At 61.3% G+C, this 18,445-nt stretch carries 15 protein-coding genes and 1 tRNA gene; 7 read left to right on the forward strand and 9 right to left on the reverse strand.

Going from position 1 to position 18,445, the window contains the following annotated elements; genetic code table 11:
• The first annotated feature begins 90 nt into the window (after positions 1–90).
• The 3 genes from HMPREF3104_RS09135 to HMPREF3104_RS09145 all read left to right on the forward strand — a co-directional run bounded on the left by HMPREF3104_RS09135 (position 91) and on the right by HMPREF3104_RS09145 (position 4,016).
• A complete protein-coding gene (locus HMPREF3104_RS09135; RefSeq protein WP_070495296.1) occupies positions 91–1,074 on the forward strand; it encodes an ABC transporter permease in 984 nt (327 codons plus the stop codon).
• A 102-nt stretch (positions 1,075–1,176) separates the two neighbouring features.
• Positions 1,177–2,112: an ABC transporter permease gene (locus HMPREF3104_RS09140; RefSeq protein ID WP_070495299.1), complete on the forward strand. Its 936-nt coding sequence runs from the start codon at positions 1,177–1,179 to the stop codon at positions 2,110–2,112.
• Positions 2,109–4,016 carry an ABC transporter ATP-binding protein gene (locus HMPREF3104_RS09145; RefSeq protein WP_070495301.1) on the forward strand — a complete coding sequence of 636 codons (1,908 nt, stop codon included), beginning with the start codon at positions 2,109–2,111 and terminating at the stop codon, positions 4,014–4,016. Before HMPREF3104_RS09140 ends, HMPREF3104_RS09145 begins: the two co-directional genes overlap by 4 nt.
• 68 nt (positions 4,017–4,084) lie before the next feature.
• On the opposite strand, the gene HMPREF3104_RS09150 is transcribed toward HMPREF3104_RS09145, so the two are convergent.
• The 4 genes from HMPREF3104_RS09150 to HMPREF3104_RS09165 form a co-directional block, all read right to left on the reverse strand.
• The gene (locus HMPREF3104_RS09150) at positions 4,085–5,767 is read right to left on the reverse strand and encodes an ABC transporter ATP-binding protein (RefSeq protein WP_070495303.1); all 1,683 of its coding nucleotides are present in this window, start codon (positions 5,765–5,767) and stop codon (positions 4,085–4,087) included.
• Positions 5,764–6,744 carry an ABC transporter permease gene (locus tag HMPREF3104_RS09155; protein ID WP_070495305.1) on the reverse strand — a complete coding sequence of 327 codons (981 nt, stop codon included), beginning with the start codon at positions 6,742–6,744 and terminating at the stop codon, positions 5,764–5,766. Before HMPREF3104_RS09155 ends, HMPREF3104_RS09150 begins: the two co-directional genes overlap by 4 nt.
• The gene (locus HMPREF3104_RS09160) at positions 6,737–7,663 is read right to left on the reverse strand and encodes an ABC transporter permease (protein ID WP_070495307.1); all 927 of its coding nucleotides are present in this window, start codon (positions 7,661–7,663) and stop codon (positions 6,737–6,739) included. The genes HMPREF3104_RS09155 and HMPREF3104_RS09160 overlap by 8 nt, the downstream gene beginning before the upstream one ends.
• Before the next feature lie 192 nt (positions 7,664–7,855).
• Positions 7,856–9,439: a peptide ABC transporter substrate-binding protein gene (locus HMPREF3104_RS09165; RefSeq protein WP_070495309.1), complete on the reverse strand. Its 1,584-nt coding sequence runs from the start codon at positions 9,437–9,439 to the stop codon at positions 7,856–7,858.
• A gap of 208 nt (positions 9,440–9,647) precedes the next feature.
• Between HMPREF3104_RS09165 and HMPREF3104_RS09170 the strand changes: the two genes are divergently transcribed.
• The 3 genes from HMPREF3104_RS09170 to HMPREF3104_RS09180 are packed head-to-tail and all read left to right on the forward strand — an operon-like array spanning position 9,648 to position 12,113.
• Entirely contained in the window at positions 9,648–10,586 is a 939-nt protein-coding gene (locus tag HMPREF3104_RS09170; protein ID WP_070495311.1) for a DUF808 domain-containing protein, read from the forward strand.
• A 9-nt stretch (positions 10,587–10,595) separates the two neighbouring features.
• On the forward strand, positions 10,596–11,666 hold the full coding sequence (locus HMPREF3104_RS09175; protein ID WP_070495313.1) for a hypothetical protein: 1,071 nt from the start codon (positions 10,596–10,598) through the stop codon (positions 11,664–11,666).
• A gap of 24 nt (positions 11,667–11,690) precedes the next feature.
• The gene (locus HMPREF3104_RS09180; protein WP_070495314.1) at positions 11,691–12,113 is read left to right on the forward strand and encodes a cupin domain-containing protein; all 423 of its coding nucleotides are present in this window, start codon (positions 11,691–11,693) and stop codon (positions 12,111–12,113) included.
• Between the two features lie 14 nt (positions 12,114–12,127).
• Here HMPREF3104_RS09180 and selB read toward each other — a convergent pair whose 3' ends face one another.
• The 3 genes from selB to HMPREF3104_RS09195 form a co-directional block, all read right to left on the reverse strand.
• Positions 12,128–13,867 (reverse strand): selenocysteine-specific translation elongation factor, encoded by a 1,740-nt coding sequence (gene selB / locus HMPREF3104_RS09185; protein WP_070495319.1) that lies wholly within the window; start codon positions 13,865–13,867, stop codon positions 12,128–12,130.
• Complete coding sequence (gene selA, locus HMPREF3104_RS09190) at positions 13,864–15,162, reverse strand: L-seryl-tRNA(Sec) selenium transferase (RefSeq protein WP_070495321.1); 1,299 nt, start codon at positions 15,160–15,162, stop codon at positions 13,864–13,866. Before selA ends, selB begins: the two co-directional genes overlap by 4 nt.
• 21 nt (positions 15,163–15,183) lie before the next feature.
• Positions 15,184–15,278 (reverse strand) — tRNA-Sec (locus HMPREF3104_RS09195).
• 26 nt (positions 15,279–15,304) lie between these two features.
• Here HMPREF3104_RS09195 and selD point away from each other — a divergent pair.
• Positions 15,305–16,294, forward strand: coding sequence for a selenide, water dikinase SelD (selD, locus tag HMPREF3104_RS09200; protein ID WP_070495323.1), 990 nt, complete (start codon positions 15,305–15,307; stop codon positions 16,292–16,294).
• A 9-nt stretch (positions 16,295–16,303) separates the two neighbouring features.
• On the opposite strand, the gene nrfD is transcribed toward selD, so the two are convergent.
• Positions 16,304–17,407, reverse strand: a complete 1,104-nt coding sequence (gene nrfD, locus HMPREF3104_RS09205; RefSeq protein WP_070495325.1) for an NrfD/PsrC family molybdoenzyme membrane anchor subunit — start codon at positions 17,405–17,407, stop codon at positions 16,304–16,306.
• Positions 17,407–18,438 (reverse strand): 4Fe-4S dicluster domain-containing protein, encoded by a 1,032-nt coding sequence (locus tag HMPREF3104_RS09210; protein ID WP_070495327.1) that lies wholly within the window; start codon positions 18,436–18,438, stop codon positions 17,407–17,409. The genes nrfD and HMPREF3104_RS09210 overlap by 1 nt, the downstream gene beginning before the upstream one ends.
• Positions 18,439–18,445: the final 7 nt, after the last annotated feature.

Consider the following 18,445-nt stretch of genomic DNA (forward strand, 5'->3'; position numbering starts at 1 on the left):
CCGGTAACCGTTGATCACGTCGCGTAAATCCGCCGAAGCCCTTGTGGCTTCGCGCGGATTTATGCGTTTTCACACAGACTGAGAGACGCCATGTTCCGCTACCTCATAAGGAAAATTCTGAGCTGGAGCCTCATCGTATTTCTGGCCACCAACCTCACGTATTTCCTCGCCAGCTTTTTCTTGGATCCGCGCGCCAATTACTTCGGCCGTCGCCCTCCGCTTTCACCAGAGCAGATCGATGCTTTGCTTGAGCCCAACAACTTGAGCCCGAATACGCCGATAATTGAGCGTTGGTGGACATGGCTCACCGGCATTCTGACTCGTTGGGACTGGGGTAACTCCCCGCTCGGTGACTCGGTGAACGAACAGATTTCGTTTCGCATCTGGGTCTCCGCCCAGCTGACGTTCGTGGCAACCTTCCTGTCCATCGTCATTGGTGTGGCAGTGGGCGTGTACACGGCGTCGCGTCAGTACAAGCGCGCCGACCGCGTTTGGCAGGGCATTTCCATCATCACTATGAACACGCACGTGGTTGTGGCGTCTATTGCAGTGGTGTGGCTTGGCATCAAGATCAACGAGTGGACCGGGCGCCGTATCTTCTACGTCACCGGCGCCTCTAGCTCCAATGTGCAAGGCACGTGGAACAAGCTAGTTGACTTTGGTCAGCACCTTATCTTGCCCACGCTTGCGCTGCTGATCATTTCCTACGCGGGCTACCACTTCATGCAGCGCACCTTGCTGCTGGATAACTTGAACGCGGACTACGTCCGCACTGCTCGCGCCAAGGGCCTGACCAAGGCGCAGGCGGTGCGCAAGCACGCGCTACGCACCTCACTGATTCCGGTGGCAACCTCGGTGGCATTCTCCGTTCCCGGTATTTTCACCGGTGCGGTGATGACGGAACGCATTTTCGCCTGGAACGGCATGGGCCAATACTTCATCCAGACCATCAGCCGCAACGACGTGCATGGCGCAGTTGCTGTTGCTGCCTTCGGCGCCGCGATGACCGCAATATCTGCGATCTTGGCGGACCTGCTTGTGGTGGCACTTGATCCCCGAGTCCGGGTTAGCTAGGGAGGCACACCAATGTCGACGAAATACACCGGTTCGAGCTCTGGCCAGCCACGTCGCGCCAGCCAGAACCTGGGTATGCACGCAAACATCCCAGTTAATGACATGACGTCTACGTCTGAAACCGGACGCCAGGCAGACGGCACAGCAAGTGCTGAGCCACCAAACCAGTCCGCAGCGCTACGCGGCACCAGCAAGAGCCGTATCTACCTGCGCCGCTTCCTGCGAAACCGCATGGCGGTAGTAGGCACGGTTATCTTCATCGTGCTGGTCCTGCTCGCTGTCTTTGGCAAGTTCATCACGCCTTGGGCCTACGATGAACCGGACTTTTTGAACCTGGCCACCGGCCCAAGCAAGGAACACTGGTTTGGTACCACTGACTCCGGCAATGACCTATTCGCTCAGGTTGTGCACGGCCTTGGCCGTTCCCTGACCATTGCAGTGCCAGCAGCGCTGGCTATCACGATCCTCTCCGCGCTCATTGGCGCAGGTGCTGCGCTCTACGGCGGTGTGCTTGAAAAGATCGTGCTGGCAATTATCCACTTCATGCTGGCGGTGCCGACCTTCTTGATGATTGCACTGTTGGTCTCCGGCTCTGGCGGCGACTGGAAGGTGCTCACCGTGGTGCTCATCGCTTTCGGCTGGATGTACCCCGCTCGTGTGATTTGGTCACTGGCCTTGTCTATCCGAGAAAACGACTACGTCCGTGCCGCCCGTTTCATGGGTGTCTCCCGTCCGAAGTCGATTGTGCGCCACATCATCCCCAATGTGGCGTCGCTGTTGGTGATCCAGTTCATGATGGGCGTGGTCTCCACAATCATGAGTGAGACCGCCCTGTCCTTCCTTGGCTTGGGTGTGAAGCTGCCGGATGTGTCTCTGGGTACCCTGCTGCAGACCGGTACCGGAACCCTGATCACCACCCCGTGGCAGTTCTACTTCCCGGCGCTTGTGCTGACGCTGTTGACCGTCTCCATGGCTTTCATTGCTGACGGCCTGCGTGACGCTTTTGACCCGAACTCGAACTCTGGAGGCCGAGCATGACATCTTCCGTGAATTCCGCTAACCCGGTACTTAGCGTTCGTGATCTCAACGTTTCCTTCCCATCGGAGGCAGGCGTTGTCTCCGCGGTGCGCGGCGTGGACTTTGACCTCTACCCCGGCCGAACCCTTGGCATTGTGGGCGAGTCCGGCTCGGGCAAGTCGGTTACGTCCATGGCCGTGATGGGCCTTTTGCCGGATTACGCCAAGGTCACCGGTTCGGTGCTGTACAAAGGCGAGGAACTGCTGACCAAAAACGACAAGGCCATGTCGCACATCCGCGGCAACGAGATCGGCATGATCTTCCAGGACCCACTGTCCGCTTTGACGCCGGTGTATGACATTGGTACGCAGCTGGTGGAAGCCATGCAGGCCCACAACAACATTTCCAAGTCCAAGGCACTCACCCGCGCGGCTGAGCTTTTGGACCTTGTGGGTATTCCGGAGCCGCAGAAGCGCCTGAAGTCCTTCCCCCACGAGTTTTCCGGCGGTATGCGCCAGCGCGTGGTCATTGCTATTGCGATTGCGAATGATCCGAAGGTACTGATCGCGGATGAACCAACCACCGCCCTCGACGTGACCATCCAGGCCCAGATCCTGGACGTGATCAAGGTTGCGCAGCGCGAAACTGGCGCGGCTTGCATCATGATTACCCACGACATGGGCGTGGTTGCCGGCACCGCAGATGACGTGCTGGTGATGTACGGTGGCCGCCCCGTGGAAAAGGCCGACGTACATACGCTGTTTAAGGCCCCGCAGATGCCGTACTCCATCGGCCTGCTCGGCTCCACCCCGCGTGTGGACGTCCCTTCGGACGAGCCCCTGACCTTTATCGAGGGCACCCCGCCGAAGCTGGTGAACATGCAGGAACGCTGCCAGTTCGCGCCGCGCTGCCCGATTGCCATCCCGGAGTGCTCAAACGGCGAACCGCTGCTTGAGCCCGTGGGTGATATTGCAGGTCACGAGGTTGCCTGCATCCGCCACAACGAGATCGAAAACGGCATGATCAACGGCCGCCCCCTCTACCCCACCCCGGTGCTTCCACAGGACTCGCTGGCGCACGTTCCGCGCGAGGAGCGCGAGGTGACCCTGGAAGTGGAGAACCTGAACAAGGAGTTCCCGCTGACTAAGGGTGCGTTGGTGAAGCGCCGCGTGGGCACTGTGCATGCGGTCAAGAACGTCTCCTTCGACCTTCGCGCCGGTGAGTGCATGGCTATCGTGGGCGAGTCCGGCTCCGGCAAGACCACCACCTTGCTGGAGATCATGAACCTGGATCCCGCTCCCGGCAGCCGCATTGTGCTGTGCGGTGAGGATGCCTCGAAATTCAACCATGCGTCGCGTCAGAAGGCCCGCCGCAACCTGCAGATGGTGTTCCAGGATCCGATGAGTTCGCTGAACCCGCGCATGACGGTCAAGGAGATCATCCAGGAGCCGCTGGACGCGCTTGGTTACCAGGGTGACAAGGACGAACGTATTGCTGAACTGATGCGCACCGTGGGTCTGGATGAGTCCCAGATTGACCGCTTCCCAGGCCACTTCTCGGGCGGTCAGCGCCAGCGCATCGGCCTGGCCCGTGCGCTTGCCACCAACCCCTCGGTGATTGTGCTGGACGAGCCGGTCTCAGCGCTCGACGTATCTATCCAGGCTGGTGTGATTAACCTGCTGGAGTCCCTGAAGCGCGAGCTTGGCCTGTCTTACCTGTTCGTGGCACACGATCTGTCGGTGGTCCGCCACCTGTCGGACCGTGTTGCGGTGATGTACAAGGGCGACTTCGTGGAATTCGGCGAGGCGGATGAGGTGTTTGATAACCCCCAGCACCCGTACACCAAGGCGTTGTTGTCTGCGATCCCGATTCCTGACCCGGAGGTTGAGCGCAACCGCGTGCGCCAAACCTACAAGCCGGAATAGGGCCTTGTTGCTTGTCGACGCTCCCCCTGCGCCGACAAGCACCCCCACTCCCCCTTAGGGCACTGGTGTTAACGGACTTCGATGCCGAGGTCTTCGCCAGTGCCCAATTCAATGCCCAAGCCCGGAACCGAATTGATCAGGTTCTGGGTGTATGGGTCTTGCGGATTATCAAAGATGTCGTCCGAACTCCCCTGCTCCACGGCAACGCCTTGGCGCATCACCACAATGTCGTCAGCGGTCTGGCGGACCACAGCTAGGTCGTGGGTAATGAACAGGTAGGAAAGGTCGAGCTCTTCCTGCAGGTCTGCCAGCAGGTTGATGATCTGGTTTTGCACCAGCACGTCAAGTGCAGACACGGCCTCATCCAGTACGACAACTTCCGGGTGCAGCGCAAGCGCACGCGCAATTGCGATGCGTTGGCGCTGGCCGCCGGAGAGTTCGTTCGGGTAGCGTCGCATAGCAGAGCGCGGCATCTGCACCATGTCTAGCAGCTCAGCAACGCGAGATTCGCGCTCCTTGCGGCCGCCGACCTTGTGCAGCGCTAATGGTTCCTCGATGCACTTGTACACCGAGAACATCGGGTCGAGTGAGCCGTAGGGGTTTTGGAACACCACCTGGACTTTGCGGCGCATCTCAAACAGCTCTTTACCTTTAAGCTGCGCAATATCCTGGCCTTCGAAGATCACTCGCCCACTGGTCGGTTCGAGAAGACGCAGAACCATGTTGGCCACGGTGGACTTGCCGGAGCCGGATTCGCCGACGAGGGCGAGCGTCGTGCCACGTCGTAAAGAAAAGCTCACATCATCAACCGCGCGAAGGATCTTCTTGGCGCCTTTTTGGCCGCGCACGTCGAATTCCTTCACCAGGTTCTCCACGCGCACGACTTCCTCGCCGCCGCGGTCGCCCGCCTTGCGCTCTGCGGTTTCCAGGCCCTGCGCCTTAGCGGACTGGATGCGTGCAGACGCCAACGATGGCGCCGCCTTCACCAACCGCTGCGTGTACGGGTGCTGTGGATTGCGCAGAATCTTCAGGCTCGGGCCCTTCTCCACGATGCGTCCGCGGTGCATCACCACGAGGAAGTCGGCGCGCTCTGCCGCCAACCCAAGATCGTGGGTGATGAACAGCAGCGAGGTACCCAGCTCAGCGGTGAGCTTGTCCAGGTGATCCAGGATTTTCTTCTGCACCGTGACGTCGAGGGCGGACGTTGGTTCGTCGGCAATGAGCAGCTTCGGACGTGCAGCCAGGCCGACCGCAATGAGCGCTCGCTGGCGCATGCCTCCAGAGAACTCGTGCGGGTACTGCTTCGCCCGGCGCTCAGCGTCCGGCAGGCCGGCTTCCTCCAAAAGCTCAACAACGCGCTTGTGGCGCTCGGAGCCCGGCACCACGTTGTTGGCGCGCAGCGACTCCTCCACCTGCGTGCCAATGCGCCACACCGGGTTGAGGTTACTCATCGGGTCCTGTGGCACCAGCCCAATCTCGCTGCCTCGGATTTCCTGCCAACCCTTCTCGTCGAGGTTGGTCAGGTCCTTTCCGTCGAACGTGATGGTGCCGTTGGTCACCTTGCCGGTTCCTGGCAACAGGCCCAAGATGCTCATCGCAGCGGTGGACTTGCCGGAGCCAGACTCACCCACAATGGCCACGGATTGGCCTGGGTAGATCGTCAGGTCAAAGTCACGTACGGCTTCCACCACACCCGTGGTGGATTCGAAGGTGATCTTGAGGTCTTCAATGTTAAGCAGGGGCTGGTTCATCGCTTCCTCGCCTTCGGGTCGAGGGCGTCGCGGACCACGTCGCCCATCATGATAAAGCTCAGCACCGTCAGTGCCAGGGCAATTGCCGGGTAGAACAGCACCATGGGCTGGGTGCGTAGGGACGCCTGCGCCCTCGAAATATCTCCACCCCACGACACCACGGACGTTGGCAAACCAATACCAAGGAACGACAGCGTTGCCTCAGCAACAATGAACGTGCCCAGCGCCACCGTCGCGTACACAATGATCGGCGCCGCTGCATTCGGCAGGATGTGGGAGAAGATGATCTTGCTGTCGGAAGCGCCAAGTGCGCGCGCAGCGGTCACGAACTCGTCGTTTTTCACACCCATCACCGCGCCACGCGTAATACGTGCGATCTGCGTCCAGCCAAACATAGACAGTGCAAGCACCACCATCCAGATGGAGCGCTGGTTTTGGAACATGGACATAACCACAATCGCAGCCAGCACCAGCGGGACGGCGAAGAAGATATCTGTCAGGCGAGACAGCAGCGTGTCCCAGATACCACCGTAGAAGCCGGCGATGGAACCGATGATGGTGCCAAGTGCGGTAACAATCAGCGTGGTCAGCACGCCCACAGCAACGGATGCACGTGCACCGTAGATGGTGCGCGCGTAAATGTCGCAGCCTTGACGGTCAAAACCAAATGGGTGGCCAGAGGTCGGTCCATTCAGTGAGCGCGACAGGATGCACTCACGCGGGTCAGTAGCGGTGAACAGCTGAGGTGCGATTGCCACGGCAAGCGCCATCAGAATCAGTGCGGCTGCTACCCAAAACAGGGGACGGCGGCGCAGGTACTTCCACGCTTCGCCCCATTGGCTTGACGGCGCCCGGTCATCGGCCACAGCGTCAACGGCGCCGAGGCCCGACTCATCAGTCTCAGCTACGTAGTATTCCTGCCCAGGCAGCACAGTATCTACAGCATCTACAGCGTTATTGGTTTTTGGGTTATGCATAGCGAATCCTCGGATCCAGGACAGCGTAGAGCAGGTCCACCAGCAGGTTGGCAACGATGTACACGATCACCAGCACCGTGGTGAATGACACCACCGTGGCAGGCTCACCCTTGATGATTGCTTGGAAGATGGTGCCGCCAACGCCGTTGATGCCAAAGATGCCTTCGGTAACAATGGCGCCACCCATCAGCCCACCAAGGTCAGCACCCAGGAAGGTCACAACCGGGATCATGGAGTTGCGCAGCACGTGGCGGTTCATCACTTGACCGTTGGACAGGCCCTTAGCACGGGCGGTACGCACATAATCCGCGCGGAGGTTTTCGCTGACGGACTGCCTGGTTAATCGCAACACGTACGCAAATGACAAGGCGCCTAGCACCACCGCGGGCATTAACAGCGCTGTGAAGCTTTCGTTTCTTCCCACTGTCACGGGGAGTAATCCCCACTTCACGCCAACGAGGTACTGCAGCACGAAACCGATAACAAAGCTCGGCACCGCAATAACAAACAGGGAGACAACCAGCACGGTGGAGTCGAAGATGCCGCCGCGGCGAACACCGGCGATCACGCCGAAGATGATGCCAAAGATGGCTTCAAAGGCCAGCGCCATCAGCGCCAGCTTGATGGTGACCGGGAAGGCGTTTGCCATTACGGAGCGCACCGGCTGGCCGGAGAACGTCGTGCCGAAGTCCAGCGTCAAAATGCCCTTGAGGTAGAGCAGGTACTGGACCAAGAATGGCTTGTCTAAGTTGTACTCTTCGGTGATGCGTTGGCGAGCAGCTTCGCTCAAGCCTCGGTCGCCGCCGAGCGCTTCGACTGGGTCGCCCGGCATAAGAAAGACGAGGGCATAGAGCAAAAGCGTGGCCCCGAAGAACACGGGGATGATTTGCAAGAGCCGCCGCCCGATGTAGCGCCACATGGGTTAGTTCGCTCTCTTTCGGTTAAGCAGTTTCGTTGACAGTTTCAGTTGTCTTCAGTTGTCTTCAGTCGTCGGTGTTGCGGACATGCTTGGCAGAATACCGCCGGACGCAACACGAAACCCACACCCGACACGAGCCGTGTCTGAGTGTGGGTTTGTGCAACTACGAAGCGGCATCCGCTTGGAGGGACGTTACTTCTTAGTGATTGCGTAGAACAGCGGGACAGACTTCCAGGAGAATGCCACGTTGTCAACGTTCTCGGAGTAGCCACCGACCACGTTGGAGTACCACAGCGGGATAACCGGCAGGTCCTGCAGCAGGATCTCCTGAGCCTCGTTGTAGTACTCGGAAGCCTCCTCAACGCTGGCTGCGCCGGCAGCCTGCTTCAGCAGCTGGTCGAAGGTGGCGTTGGAGTAGTCACCGTCGTTGGAGCCAGCGTTCGTGCCGTACAGCGGGGACAGGAAGTTACCCAAGGACGGGTAGTCTGCCTGCCAGCCGGTGCGGAACGCGGTGGTGATCTCGCGCTTAGTCACGTCATCACGCAGGGACTTGAAGTCCGGGTATGCGTTGCCCTCAGCCTCAATGCCCAGGGTGTTCTTGATGGAGTTTGCAACTGCATCAACCCATGCCTGGTGGCCACCATCAGCGTTGTAGGAGATGGCAAACGTGCCGGTCCACGGGTTGATCTTGTCAGCCTCTTCCCACAGACGCTTTGCTTCCTCCGGGTCGTACTCCAGAACCTCAGCACCGTTCAGGGTGTCGGTGTGGCCAGCGATCACCGGGGAGGTGAAGTCCGTTGCCGGGGTGCGGGTGCCGTCGAAGATGGTCGCGGTGATCTCCTCGCGGTTGATTGCACGGGAGATTGCAGCGCGGCGCAGCTTGCCCTCTTCACCACCGAAGTGCTCGAGGCGCTCCGGGATGGTGAAGGACTGGAAGATGGCAGCCGGCTGGTTCACGGCGCGCTCGCCCAGCTCGTCGTTGAAGGTTGCGAACGCAGAGTCCGGGATAGCGTCGGTCACGTCCAGGTTGCCTGCGAGCAGGTCAGCGTAGGAAGCGTCCTGCTGTGCGTAGAAGACGAAGTTGATGCCGTCGTTCTGCGCAGCGCGGTCGCCGGAGTACTCCTCGTTTGGAACGATGATGGCGTCCTGGTTGTGGTTCCACTCAGCAAGCTTGTACGGGCCGTTGCCGATCGGGTTCTCGCCGTATGCAGCGAGGTCATCGAATGCAGACTCGTGCATTGGGTAGAAGGCGGAGTAGCCCAGGCGCAGCGGGAAGTCGGCTTCTGGCTGGGTCAGCTCGATGGTGAACGTCTGATCGTCCACAATCTCCAGGCCCTCGAGCGGCTTGCCCTCCTCGAAGCCCAGGATGGACTCGAAGAAGTAAGCGCCGAGCATCGCATCCTCAACAACCTTGTTCCAGGTGTTGACGAAGTCCTTGGAGGTCACCGGGGAGCCGTCGGACCACTTGATGTCATCGCGCAGGGTCACGCGGTAGGTCTTTTCACCCTCCAGCTCAACGGACTGTGCCATCTCGTTGTGGGACACGCCGTCCTTGTCAAAGTAGACAAGACCCGAGTAGATCATATCGACGATGTTGCCGCCGCCGACCTCATTGGTATTACCTGGGATGAGCGGGTTCTGCGGCTCAGTGCCGCTAGCGGTGATGTAATTGCCGCCGTCTGCGCCGCCGGTGGAGGCGCTGTCCGAGCCACATGCGGCCATGGTGAAGGTTAGCGCGCTGGCTGCAACAACAGCCAGGGTCTTCTTCATGTTCACTATAGATTCTCCTTGATTCATGTGATGATCCCAATGATCCCAATCACATTTGTTACCGGTAGCCGGAATAGAACACAATACTACCCAACAGATTCCGTAAATCCACCCGAAAGTTTTTCTCGTATTTACTTTGCGTTCACTGTGACCTGCTGCTGGGCTGGTAGCGTCAAAGGGTTACGCCCGCCGCTACCTACCAAAGGAGCCATTCATGTCCGGTGGTTTGCTCGCCCTGCTTGACGACGTTGCGCTGATCGCCCGCACTGCCGCCGCCTCAGCCGACGACGTGGCAGCGATGACGGCGAAGACGTCTGCGAAAGCTGCGGGCGTGGTCATTGATGACGCAGCAGTGACCCCACAGTTTGTCTCTGGGGTCACCCCGGCGCGTGAGCTGCCGATGATCTGGAAGATTACCAAGGGTTCTTTGCGCAACAAGCTGCTAATCATCCTGCCCATTGCACTTGTCCTGAACGCATTCGCGCCGTGGGCGTTGGTACCGCTGTTGATGTTGGGCGGTACGTACCTCTGTTATGAGGGCGCAGAGAAGATCGTCCAAAAGATCAAGGCAAATCCTGAAGAAGAGCAGGAACGTGCGGTAAACAAAACGCCGGAGGATGAGGATTCCTTAGTCAAAGGCGCAATCATGACAGACCTGATCTTGAGTGCGGAGATCATGATCATTGCGCTTGATGAGGTTGCTGATCAGCCCATCTGGATGGAGGCTGCCGTGCTTGTTTCAGTGGGTATCCTCATCACCATCGCGGTTTATGGCGCGGTGGCGATCCTAGTCAAGATTGATGACATCGGCCGCGGCATGATCGAACGCGACAAAGCAGCCACGCTTGGACGTGGCCTTGTGAAGGGCATGCCGTATATCTTGACCGCGATTGGTGTTGTGGGCACGGTTGCCATGTTGTGGGTTGGCGGCCACCTGATCGTGCGTGGCTTGCACGAGGTTGTCGGCTGGCATTGGCCACACGACGTCTCGGAGCACCTCAAGGAGGCCGCTGGCGGCGGGGCGCTTGGGTGGCTGGCTGAGACCGGTGTGTCTCTGACTGCGGGGTTGATCACCGGTTTCATCGTGCTGGGAATCGTCGCGCTACTAGGCAAACTGCTAGGCAACATGCGTGGCGCGAAGGCCAACGCTTAAGCTGAAGCAATGGACAGGCTCTACTCTCTCGCACCGTCGATATGGGGTGCTGGCGAGGAAATTGAGCTCGCCAGCGTGATCCAAGCTCCCCTTTTTGAAGAGTTTGGGGACACGAAAAATTCAGCATTTTTGCCGGTCCTGCTCCACCCGAATCCGCTCAACGGATCGTGGCGGGTACGCCGGGTGGGCCATGACCGCACCCAGGGCAGAGTGCTGGGGGAAGTCGCGGCTAGGCACCGCGAGCGCTACCCGGAGATGCAACGCGTTGAGGCCTCGCTGTTGATGCCAACCACGGTCGCAGAGATCCGTTTTGATAACCAGACCGGCCTGTTTCGGGCCAAAATTATTCTGCCGCCGCACCAACTTACGGTGCCTCGCAACGATCCTCCAGAAGGTGCGCTGGTGCTACCGCCTGGGGACATGATTGTGGTGGATACCGCCAAAGGAGAGTTCAGTGCTGACGAGCTCGTCGCACTCTCCCCCGGCACCTGGTTTGTTGCGTTGCACCCGCTGGCAGGCACCGTTGCTGTCACGCTCAACGGCAAGGCACTCGGTGGCTTCGACGCCGAAGACGCCGCACAGCTACTTGCGTTTATAGAAGAAGCCGGCGCCCCACTGTATGTTCGCGCCGTGCTGCTCGATGGCATGGCTGCGCTCAATGCCGGCGCCCCGTCTGAGGGCCTGCAGACAATCCCCGCGCTGAAGGTCCCGGACACGACGCCTACTACCCCGTGGTCACTCGTGGATTTTCCCGACGGCTCGTGGGCAGTCACCGTGGAGCGTCCCTTTGCCACGGACCCGGAAGACACGATCCGGCCGCACTACAGGGCACGCTACGTGTCGCTGACAGGTGAGGACCGCCCCGACGATGTCGCCGCACCGACGCAGATGTTTGCCAAGGTGGAGCTTCCGGAAGATAAACCGGAAGATAAACCGGTAGAGGTGCGGGAGCGTGCCGTCGTTAAGGAAAAGCCCGAAACCGGGTGGCAAGGTGCCGGTGGCTACCTCACCGAAGTTGAGAAGGTGCAGCTCAGGCGTCGCGAACGGGTTGCTGGCGAGGTTGGTCGGCACCGCAAGTAGGCAAAGACGCGTACGGTGGGGCCTATGAGCAACGATAAAGGACCTAACCCGTACGTAGTAGATATTGAGAAGGCCACCCTGGAAAATGAGGCCTTCCGTGAAACCCTGTGGACCGGAAAGTACCTGCAGCTGACGGTTATGACCATCCCGGCTGGCGGCGAGATTGGCGCTGAGATCCACGATGGTCACGATCAGTTCCTCCGCCTTGAGGAGGGCGAGCTGCGCGCACAGATCGGCCCGAGCAAGGACGACCTTGAGGTTGACCAGGTTGTTGGCGCAGACTGGGCAGCGTTCGTGCCATCCGGCAAATTCCACAACTTTGTCAATGAGTCCGACAAGCCGGCGAAGCTCTACTCCATTTACGCAGCTCCGGAGCACAAGCCGGGCACTCGCCACGAGACCAAGGCGGATGCGGACAACGATCCGCACGAGCATGACGCTGTGTAACCAGCGCTGTATAACTAGCGCAAGACGCGCGCGGTACCGTCAACACGACGGGTAACACCGCGCGCGTCAAGCATTTCTAGCAGCGGAATTGCCACGCGCCGAGTGGTGCCCCACGCTTTGCGGGCGTCGGAGGCCGAAAATGGTTGTTCCAATTCTTGGAGAAGCGCGGCGGCTTTGGCGGGGGCGTTGGCAAGCAACACCACACCGTCAGCGATCCGCACAATGCGCCCGGCACGCTCGGCTGCCGCCAGCTCCTTATCGCCCACTCCCCACGCCGCAAGGTCAGCGGCCTCGGGCGCGGCAAACGGCTGGGCGTGCAGGTGCTCCTCCAGTTTGGCTATCCCCTCGCCCAAATCGAGTGTGCGGCCAGTCGAAATCAGCCCTTCGGCCATCGTCAGTTTTGCCGCGGCGGCAGCCAGTGGCAGCAGCTTGGCATCGGGGAGCTTTAGCTTATCCACGCCCTCCGCAACCCCCATCCCTGCCGACAGCGGGTGGCTCCGCTCATGTTCTGCAACGGCTTTGAGCAGGGCGGTCTTCCAAGCCATGACTTGGCTGGCTTGAATCCAGTAGCCAGCAAACGCGACTGCTCCCGTTGGTGGTGTGTCGGGTACGTCGTAGCCCAGCCGCGCCAGGTGTTCTGGGGTAACGGCCACGCGGCGGGTAATCTCGGCGTTGATATCGGGCAGTGTGGGTAGCGCTTCGGCGCGACGTGCGGCGTCCCCGCGGCGGAGAAAGGCCGGTGGGTCCGCGTCCACCACGCGAGCACCAGCCAGGATGTGTTGCTCGCCGGAGCCGCGCAACACTACCGTGTCGCCGATCTTGAGCGGCAGCGGCAACTCAAAGCTAAGGCGCACGTGGTTCCTCCCCAGCAGCCGCACGGCACACGGCACGCTGGCGGTACCAACGTGGGCGACGGCTTCGCGTGGGAGGGGGGAGGTGGTTGGGGTGGTTAACGTGGCGTCGATAAGCAGAGTGCTCTGCCAAGCTCCCGGGGTGAGTAAGGCATCGCCGCGGCCAATGCTTTCGGCGTCGATGCCACGCAGGTTCAGTGCCACACGCATCGCCGGTTGCGCCACGTCAATGGGGGTGTCCTCAGACTGCACGGAACGCACGTGGACCTGCTGACCGCGCAGTTCAAGCACGTCCCCCGGTCGGATCGTGCCAGCGGTGAGCGTACCGGTAACCACCGTGCCCGCACCTTTGACGCTGAAAGCACGATCCACCCAAAAGCGGATCCGCGCGCCTGGGTCCGGGGCCGGTGCGGCCTCAAGCGCCTCGTGGAGGGTACGGGTGAGCTCCCCGATTCCTTCGCCGGTCTTCGCGGATACCTCCACCACCGGCCAGTCCTGTGCTGTGGTGCCGGCGACCTCGCGCGCGATCTGCTGGCGCACCTCGGTGCGGCGCTGCGGGTTAGCGTTGTCCGCGCGCGACATCGCAATCACGCCAGTGGTGATGCCGAACGCGTTGATGGCGTCCAGGTGGTCCTTGGACTGCTCTTTGAACCCCTCATCAGCAGCGATAACCAGCAACACCGCCGGCGCGGGTCCCACACCGGCAAGCATGTTGGCAATGAAACGCTCGTGGCCCGGCACGTCCACAAAGGCGATGTCGCCGACCCACACGAACCCAAGATCAATGGTCAGGCCGCGTTTGCGCTCCTCGTCCCAGCGGTCCGGCTCCATGCCGGTTAAACGCTTGACCAGGGTGGACTTGCCATGATCTACGTGGCCTGCGGTGGCAACGACAAAGCTCATGCGCGTACCTCACCCGCGGCTTCATCTACAGCCTCAACAATGGCGGCAGCAACAAGCGCGTCTTGGTCTTCAGGCACACAACGCAGGTCAATGAGTAAGCGCCCGCCGTGGACGCGGCCGAGAATGGCGGGATCGTGGCGTCGTAAAGCATGAGCCAGTTCCTCGTCCAACTCCACCGCGTAGGCGGGAAGCGGGTGGCCGGGCGCTCCCCCACCGCCAACGCGGCCATCGTGCGCCACAACCGTGCCGCCAACCTTTGCCGCCAAGGCCTCGGTGCGCTGCTTCAACACAGCCGGGTCCGCGTGCAGGTAGGCGTGCGTGGGGTTGTAGGCAAGACGCATCGTCGCCTCAAGCGCTGCAAGGCGCAGCTTGTCAATGCGCACCGCGCGTGCCAGCGGGTGCTTGCGCATCCTCGCAATCGCCTCACGCGTGCCCAACACCACGCCTGCCTGCGGGCCGCCCAAAAGCTTGTCGCCGGAAAACAACACCACGTCCGCACCCTGCTTCAACGCGGTCGTCGCATCCGGCTCATCCGGCAGCAGCGGGTCCGGGGCCAGCAGGCCAGAGCCTGTGTCCACGATCAGCGTCTGGCCATTGGCGTTGGCGATCTCACGCAGCTGTGCCACGCTCACACTCGCCGTGAAGCCCTCCACCCGATAGTTGGACGGGTGCACCTTTAAAATCGCCTTCGCCTCATGCGCGCGCTCATAGTCCGCGGGGTGCGTGCGATTCGTCGCACCGACCTCCACCAGGCGCACGCGCGCGGACTCAATCAGCTCCGGCAGCCGGAAACCCGCGCCGATCTCAATGAGCTCACCACGAGAGATTACCAGGTCCCCACCCTCAGCAAACGTTGCCGCTGCCAGCAGCAACGCGGAGGCACCGTTGTTCACCACCAGCGCGTCCTCGGCGGCAGGGCACGCGGCCAGCAACGCATCCGTTGCCTGCTTGCCACGCTCACGCGAGCGCACACCTGCCTCTAAGTCCATCTCCACATCCACGTAGCCTGCCGCGCGGGACATCGCCTCCACCGCGCCGGTCGACAGGGGCGCACGCCCCACGTTCGTGTGCACAACCACGCCCGTTGCGTTGATCACGGGAGTCAGGGTGGTTGCGCCTTGGTTCGCCCGCGCCACAAACACGTCGCGCACATCCTCAGGCGAAATCTCGCCTCGGCGGGCAGCCGCCTGCACATCGTGCGCGAGGGCTTTGAGGGTGGCGGTTGAGAGGTTCGACGTGGCGTCGGCAAGCAATAAAAGCTCATCCGTACGGGGAATGCTGCGGCGCGGATCCAAACGAAACCTCCCGAAAAACTATGGCGGAGACGGACAGGAATCGAACCTGCCAGGCTGAGATGCTCAACCTCACCAGTTTTGAAGACTGGGGCGCCCACCAGGACACGTACGCCTCCGTCGCGTGACGCTACCATACAGCGATATGAGCAAAACAGCCTCAGAAATCCGACTGACCCAATTTGCTGCCGGTGGCGGGTGCGCCTGCAAAATCCCACCCGGGGAACTCGAAGACGCAGTAGCCGGCTTGGTTGGCTTTACAGACCCCAACGTGATCGTTGGTCTTGACGACGGTGATGATGCCTCCGCCATCCGCGTCCGCGATGACCTGGCGATTATCTCCACCACCGACTTTTTCACCCCTGTGGTGGATGATGCGTATACCTGGGGCAAGATCGCCGCCGTCAACGCGCTCAGCGATGTGTACGCCATGGGCGGCACCCCAATTACTGCCCTGAATATTTTGGGCTGGCCGCGCGAAGTCCTGCCGCAGGAACTGATCCGTGAAGTCCTCCACGGCGGGCTCGACGCCGCAACTGAAGCCGGCATTTCCGTTACCGGCGGACACTCCATTACTGCACCGGAGCCGATCTACGGCATGGCCGCAACCGGCACCGCCGACCCCGCGCGACTGATGCGCAACGACTCCGCCGAGGCCGGGCTGCCAATCACCCTGACCAAGCCGATCGGCTCCGGCCTGCTGAACAACCGCCACAAGGCCACCGGCGAGTGGTTCCAGCAGGCAGTCGACGTCATGACCACGCTGAACCGGGATGCCTCTCGCGCTGCGGTGGATGCTGGTGTGAAGGCAGCGACCGATGTCACCGGCTTCGGCCTGCTCGGACACCTGTACAAGATGGCACGCGCCTCCAGGGTGGATGCGGTGATTGATTTCGCTGCTGTGCCTTTTATCGACGGCGCACGTGAAACCCTCCGCGACGGCTTCGTCCCTGGCGGCTCGCGCCGAAACCTGGACTGGGTCAGCCCCCACGTCGACTCCGACCTGGATGAGGAGGCGCTGCTCTTGCTTGCCGACGCCCAGACGTCCGGCGGCCTCCTCGTCATCGGCGAAGTGCCCGGCTACCCCATCATCGGCGAAACCGTGCCGGGCAACGGTCGGGTGCGCGTGCGCTAGCGCTTGTTTTTAGCGCGCTGTGGTGATGGAGTCCCCCACCTGGCCTGCGGCCTGGCGCTCCTTAAGTCGGGCGCGCTGGGGTTCCACCACATACTTCGGGTCTTCGGTGGACTGACGTCCCGCTTGGACGATGCCGAAGCGGGTTAGGCAGGAACCGGCCATGAGTGCCGCACCCGAAAGCGCTGCGATGACACGGTTGCGGCCACCCACCAGAGCGCCAAGGCCACCTGCGATAACGCAGGCCTCTGCCGCCTTGAGCAGCTTGCCGGCCTTGCCCTGGTGCATCGTCTCCTCCAGTGGCGCGTGCAGGTTACGCTCCACGTTCTTGGAGGCCAAGATGTCCGCCGCGGCGCCAACGGCACCCAGCACGCGTGCCGGACCGTTGTTCCTGGTGGACGTGGTCACCAGCGCCGCTCCTGCGGAGGCAGCTGCCGCTGAGGAGACAAACAGCGCCGGCAGTTCCTTATGCGCGTCTTGCCACAGCGGCACTGACGTGTTGCCCAACAACACTGCTGTGTACGCGGCAAGGGGCGCGCCGAGCAGGCCGGCAGCCACACCAGCAGGAGTGGCGGCCCAGTGGAGGAAGCTACGCGCGAAATCGGGCAGCGGCAGGCGCTCACCCGTGAGGGTGTCTACCTCAGCTATCGCAGGCACCGCAGCGGTTGAACCGAACGCTCCCAGAATCCACGAACCCACGCTCATGGGCGAGGACAGTTTGAACACGCGGAACATGTTGAGCATCCGCTCCGGACGTCCTAGGTCCAAAATGAGAAAGCTCGATCCCAACCCTGCCGCCGCGAACGTGGTCAGTCGGGTGTTGCGCTGCAGCTCACGGTTGCCGGTCAGCCCTGCGCCAACAGCCAGAAGCGCCGACCCGCCCGCTACACCGCCGAGGAAAAAGTATCCGGCAATTGGCCACTCCCACGGCGGGAACTTCACAATTGGCTTGCCGTAGTACGAGTCATACTGCGTGAAGTCCGCTTTCGGCACCATGAGTTCTTCACCACGGTGCCGCTTCTTGCCCTGCGGTTTTGCACCGCCACTACCACTGCCCTGGTTTCGCTTCGGTCCGCGCGGCTCTTCCGGGGGCCGGTAGCTATCAAACTCTGCCATTAGCTGCGTCCTCCAATCACAAATGCACCCGCAACCGCACCAATCAGACCGGCTGCCGCAAAGACGGCACGCTTAGCCATCGTGGGCAAGTTAGCGGTTGGCACCTGGGGGTCTGGCGGCAGGCCGTAGACCTCTGGGGCGTCCAAAAGCAAGAAGATTGAGCCTGTACCGCCAACGCCGTCCTCGCTGTTGGCGCCATACAGACGCGCTTCCGTCATGCCCTGGGCGTGTAGCTCCTTCACGCGTGCCTGGGCGGTTGCCAGCATCTCCTCGTAGGAGCCGTACTTAATCGACGTGGTCGGGCACGTCTTGGCGCACGCCGGGCCCTCCCCGATCGCCTGACGGTCAAAGCACATCGTGCACTTCTGCGCCACGCCGATGTTCTTGATTGGAGCGACCTCGCCAACAGTGAAGTCTGCTCCACGCTTCGTGCGATCGTCGCGCTTGGACACGCCGCCGTCTTCACGGCGCTCGATCACGCCAAACGGGCAGCCTGCCACGCAGGTGCCGCAACCGTTGCACACGTCATCTTGCACCACCACGGTGCCGTGCTCCGTACGGAACAGCGCACCTGTCGGGCACACGTCAAGGCAGCCCGCGTTGGTGCAGTGCTTGCACACATCAGAGGACATGAGCCAACGGAAATCCGGTGTATCACCCGGGGTAACAGACTGCGCAGGCTGTGCGGGTTGCGTGGGTTGCGTGGTTTCAGCGTTGCCGCCTGCCCCAACGCTCGGCATACCCAGCGAGACCAACTTCGCGCCCTCTTCGCGGGCTTTGGTGATCTGTTCCTCGCTCTGCTCAATAAACGCCACGTGGCGCCACGTATCCGCGCCGAGCGAGCCGGTGTTGTCGTAAGAGTTACCCGACAACTCGTAGCCGTCCTGCGGGTTACGGTTCCACTCTTTACAGGCCACCTCGCAGGCCTTGCAGCCAATACAAATAGAGGTGTCCGTGAAGAACGCCTTGCGCGCAGCGCGGTCGTAGCCAACGTGCTGTGGCGCTTCGGTAATGCTGTTCGTCTTCGCCATTGGCGTC

It is taken from the genome of Corynebacterium sp. HMSC30G07 (assembly GCF_001806945.1).
GTDB lineage: Bacteria > Actinomycetota > Actinomycetes > Mycobacteriales > Mycobacteriaceae > Corynebacterium > Corynebacterium riegelii.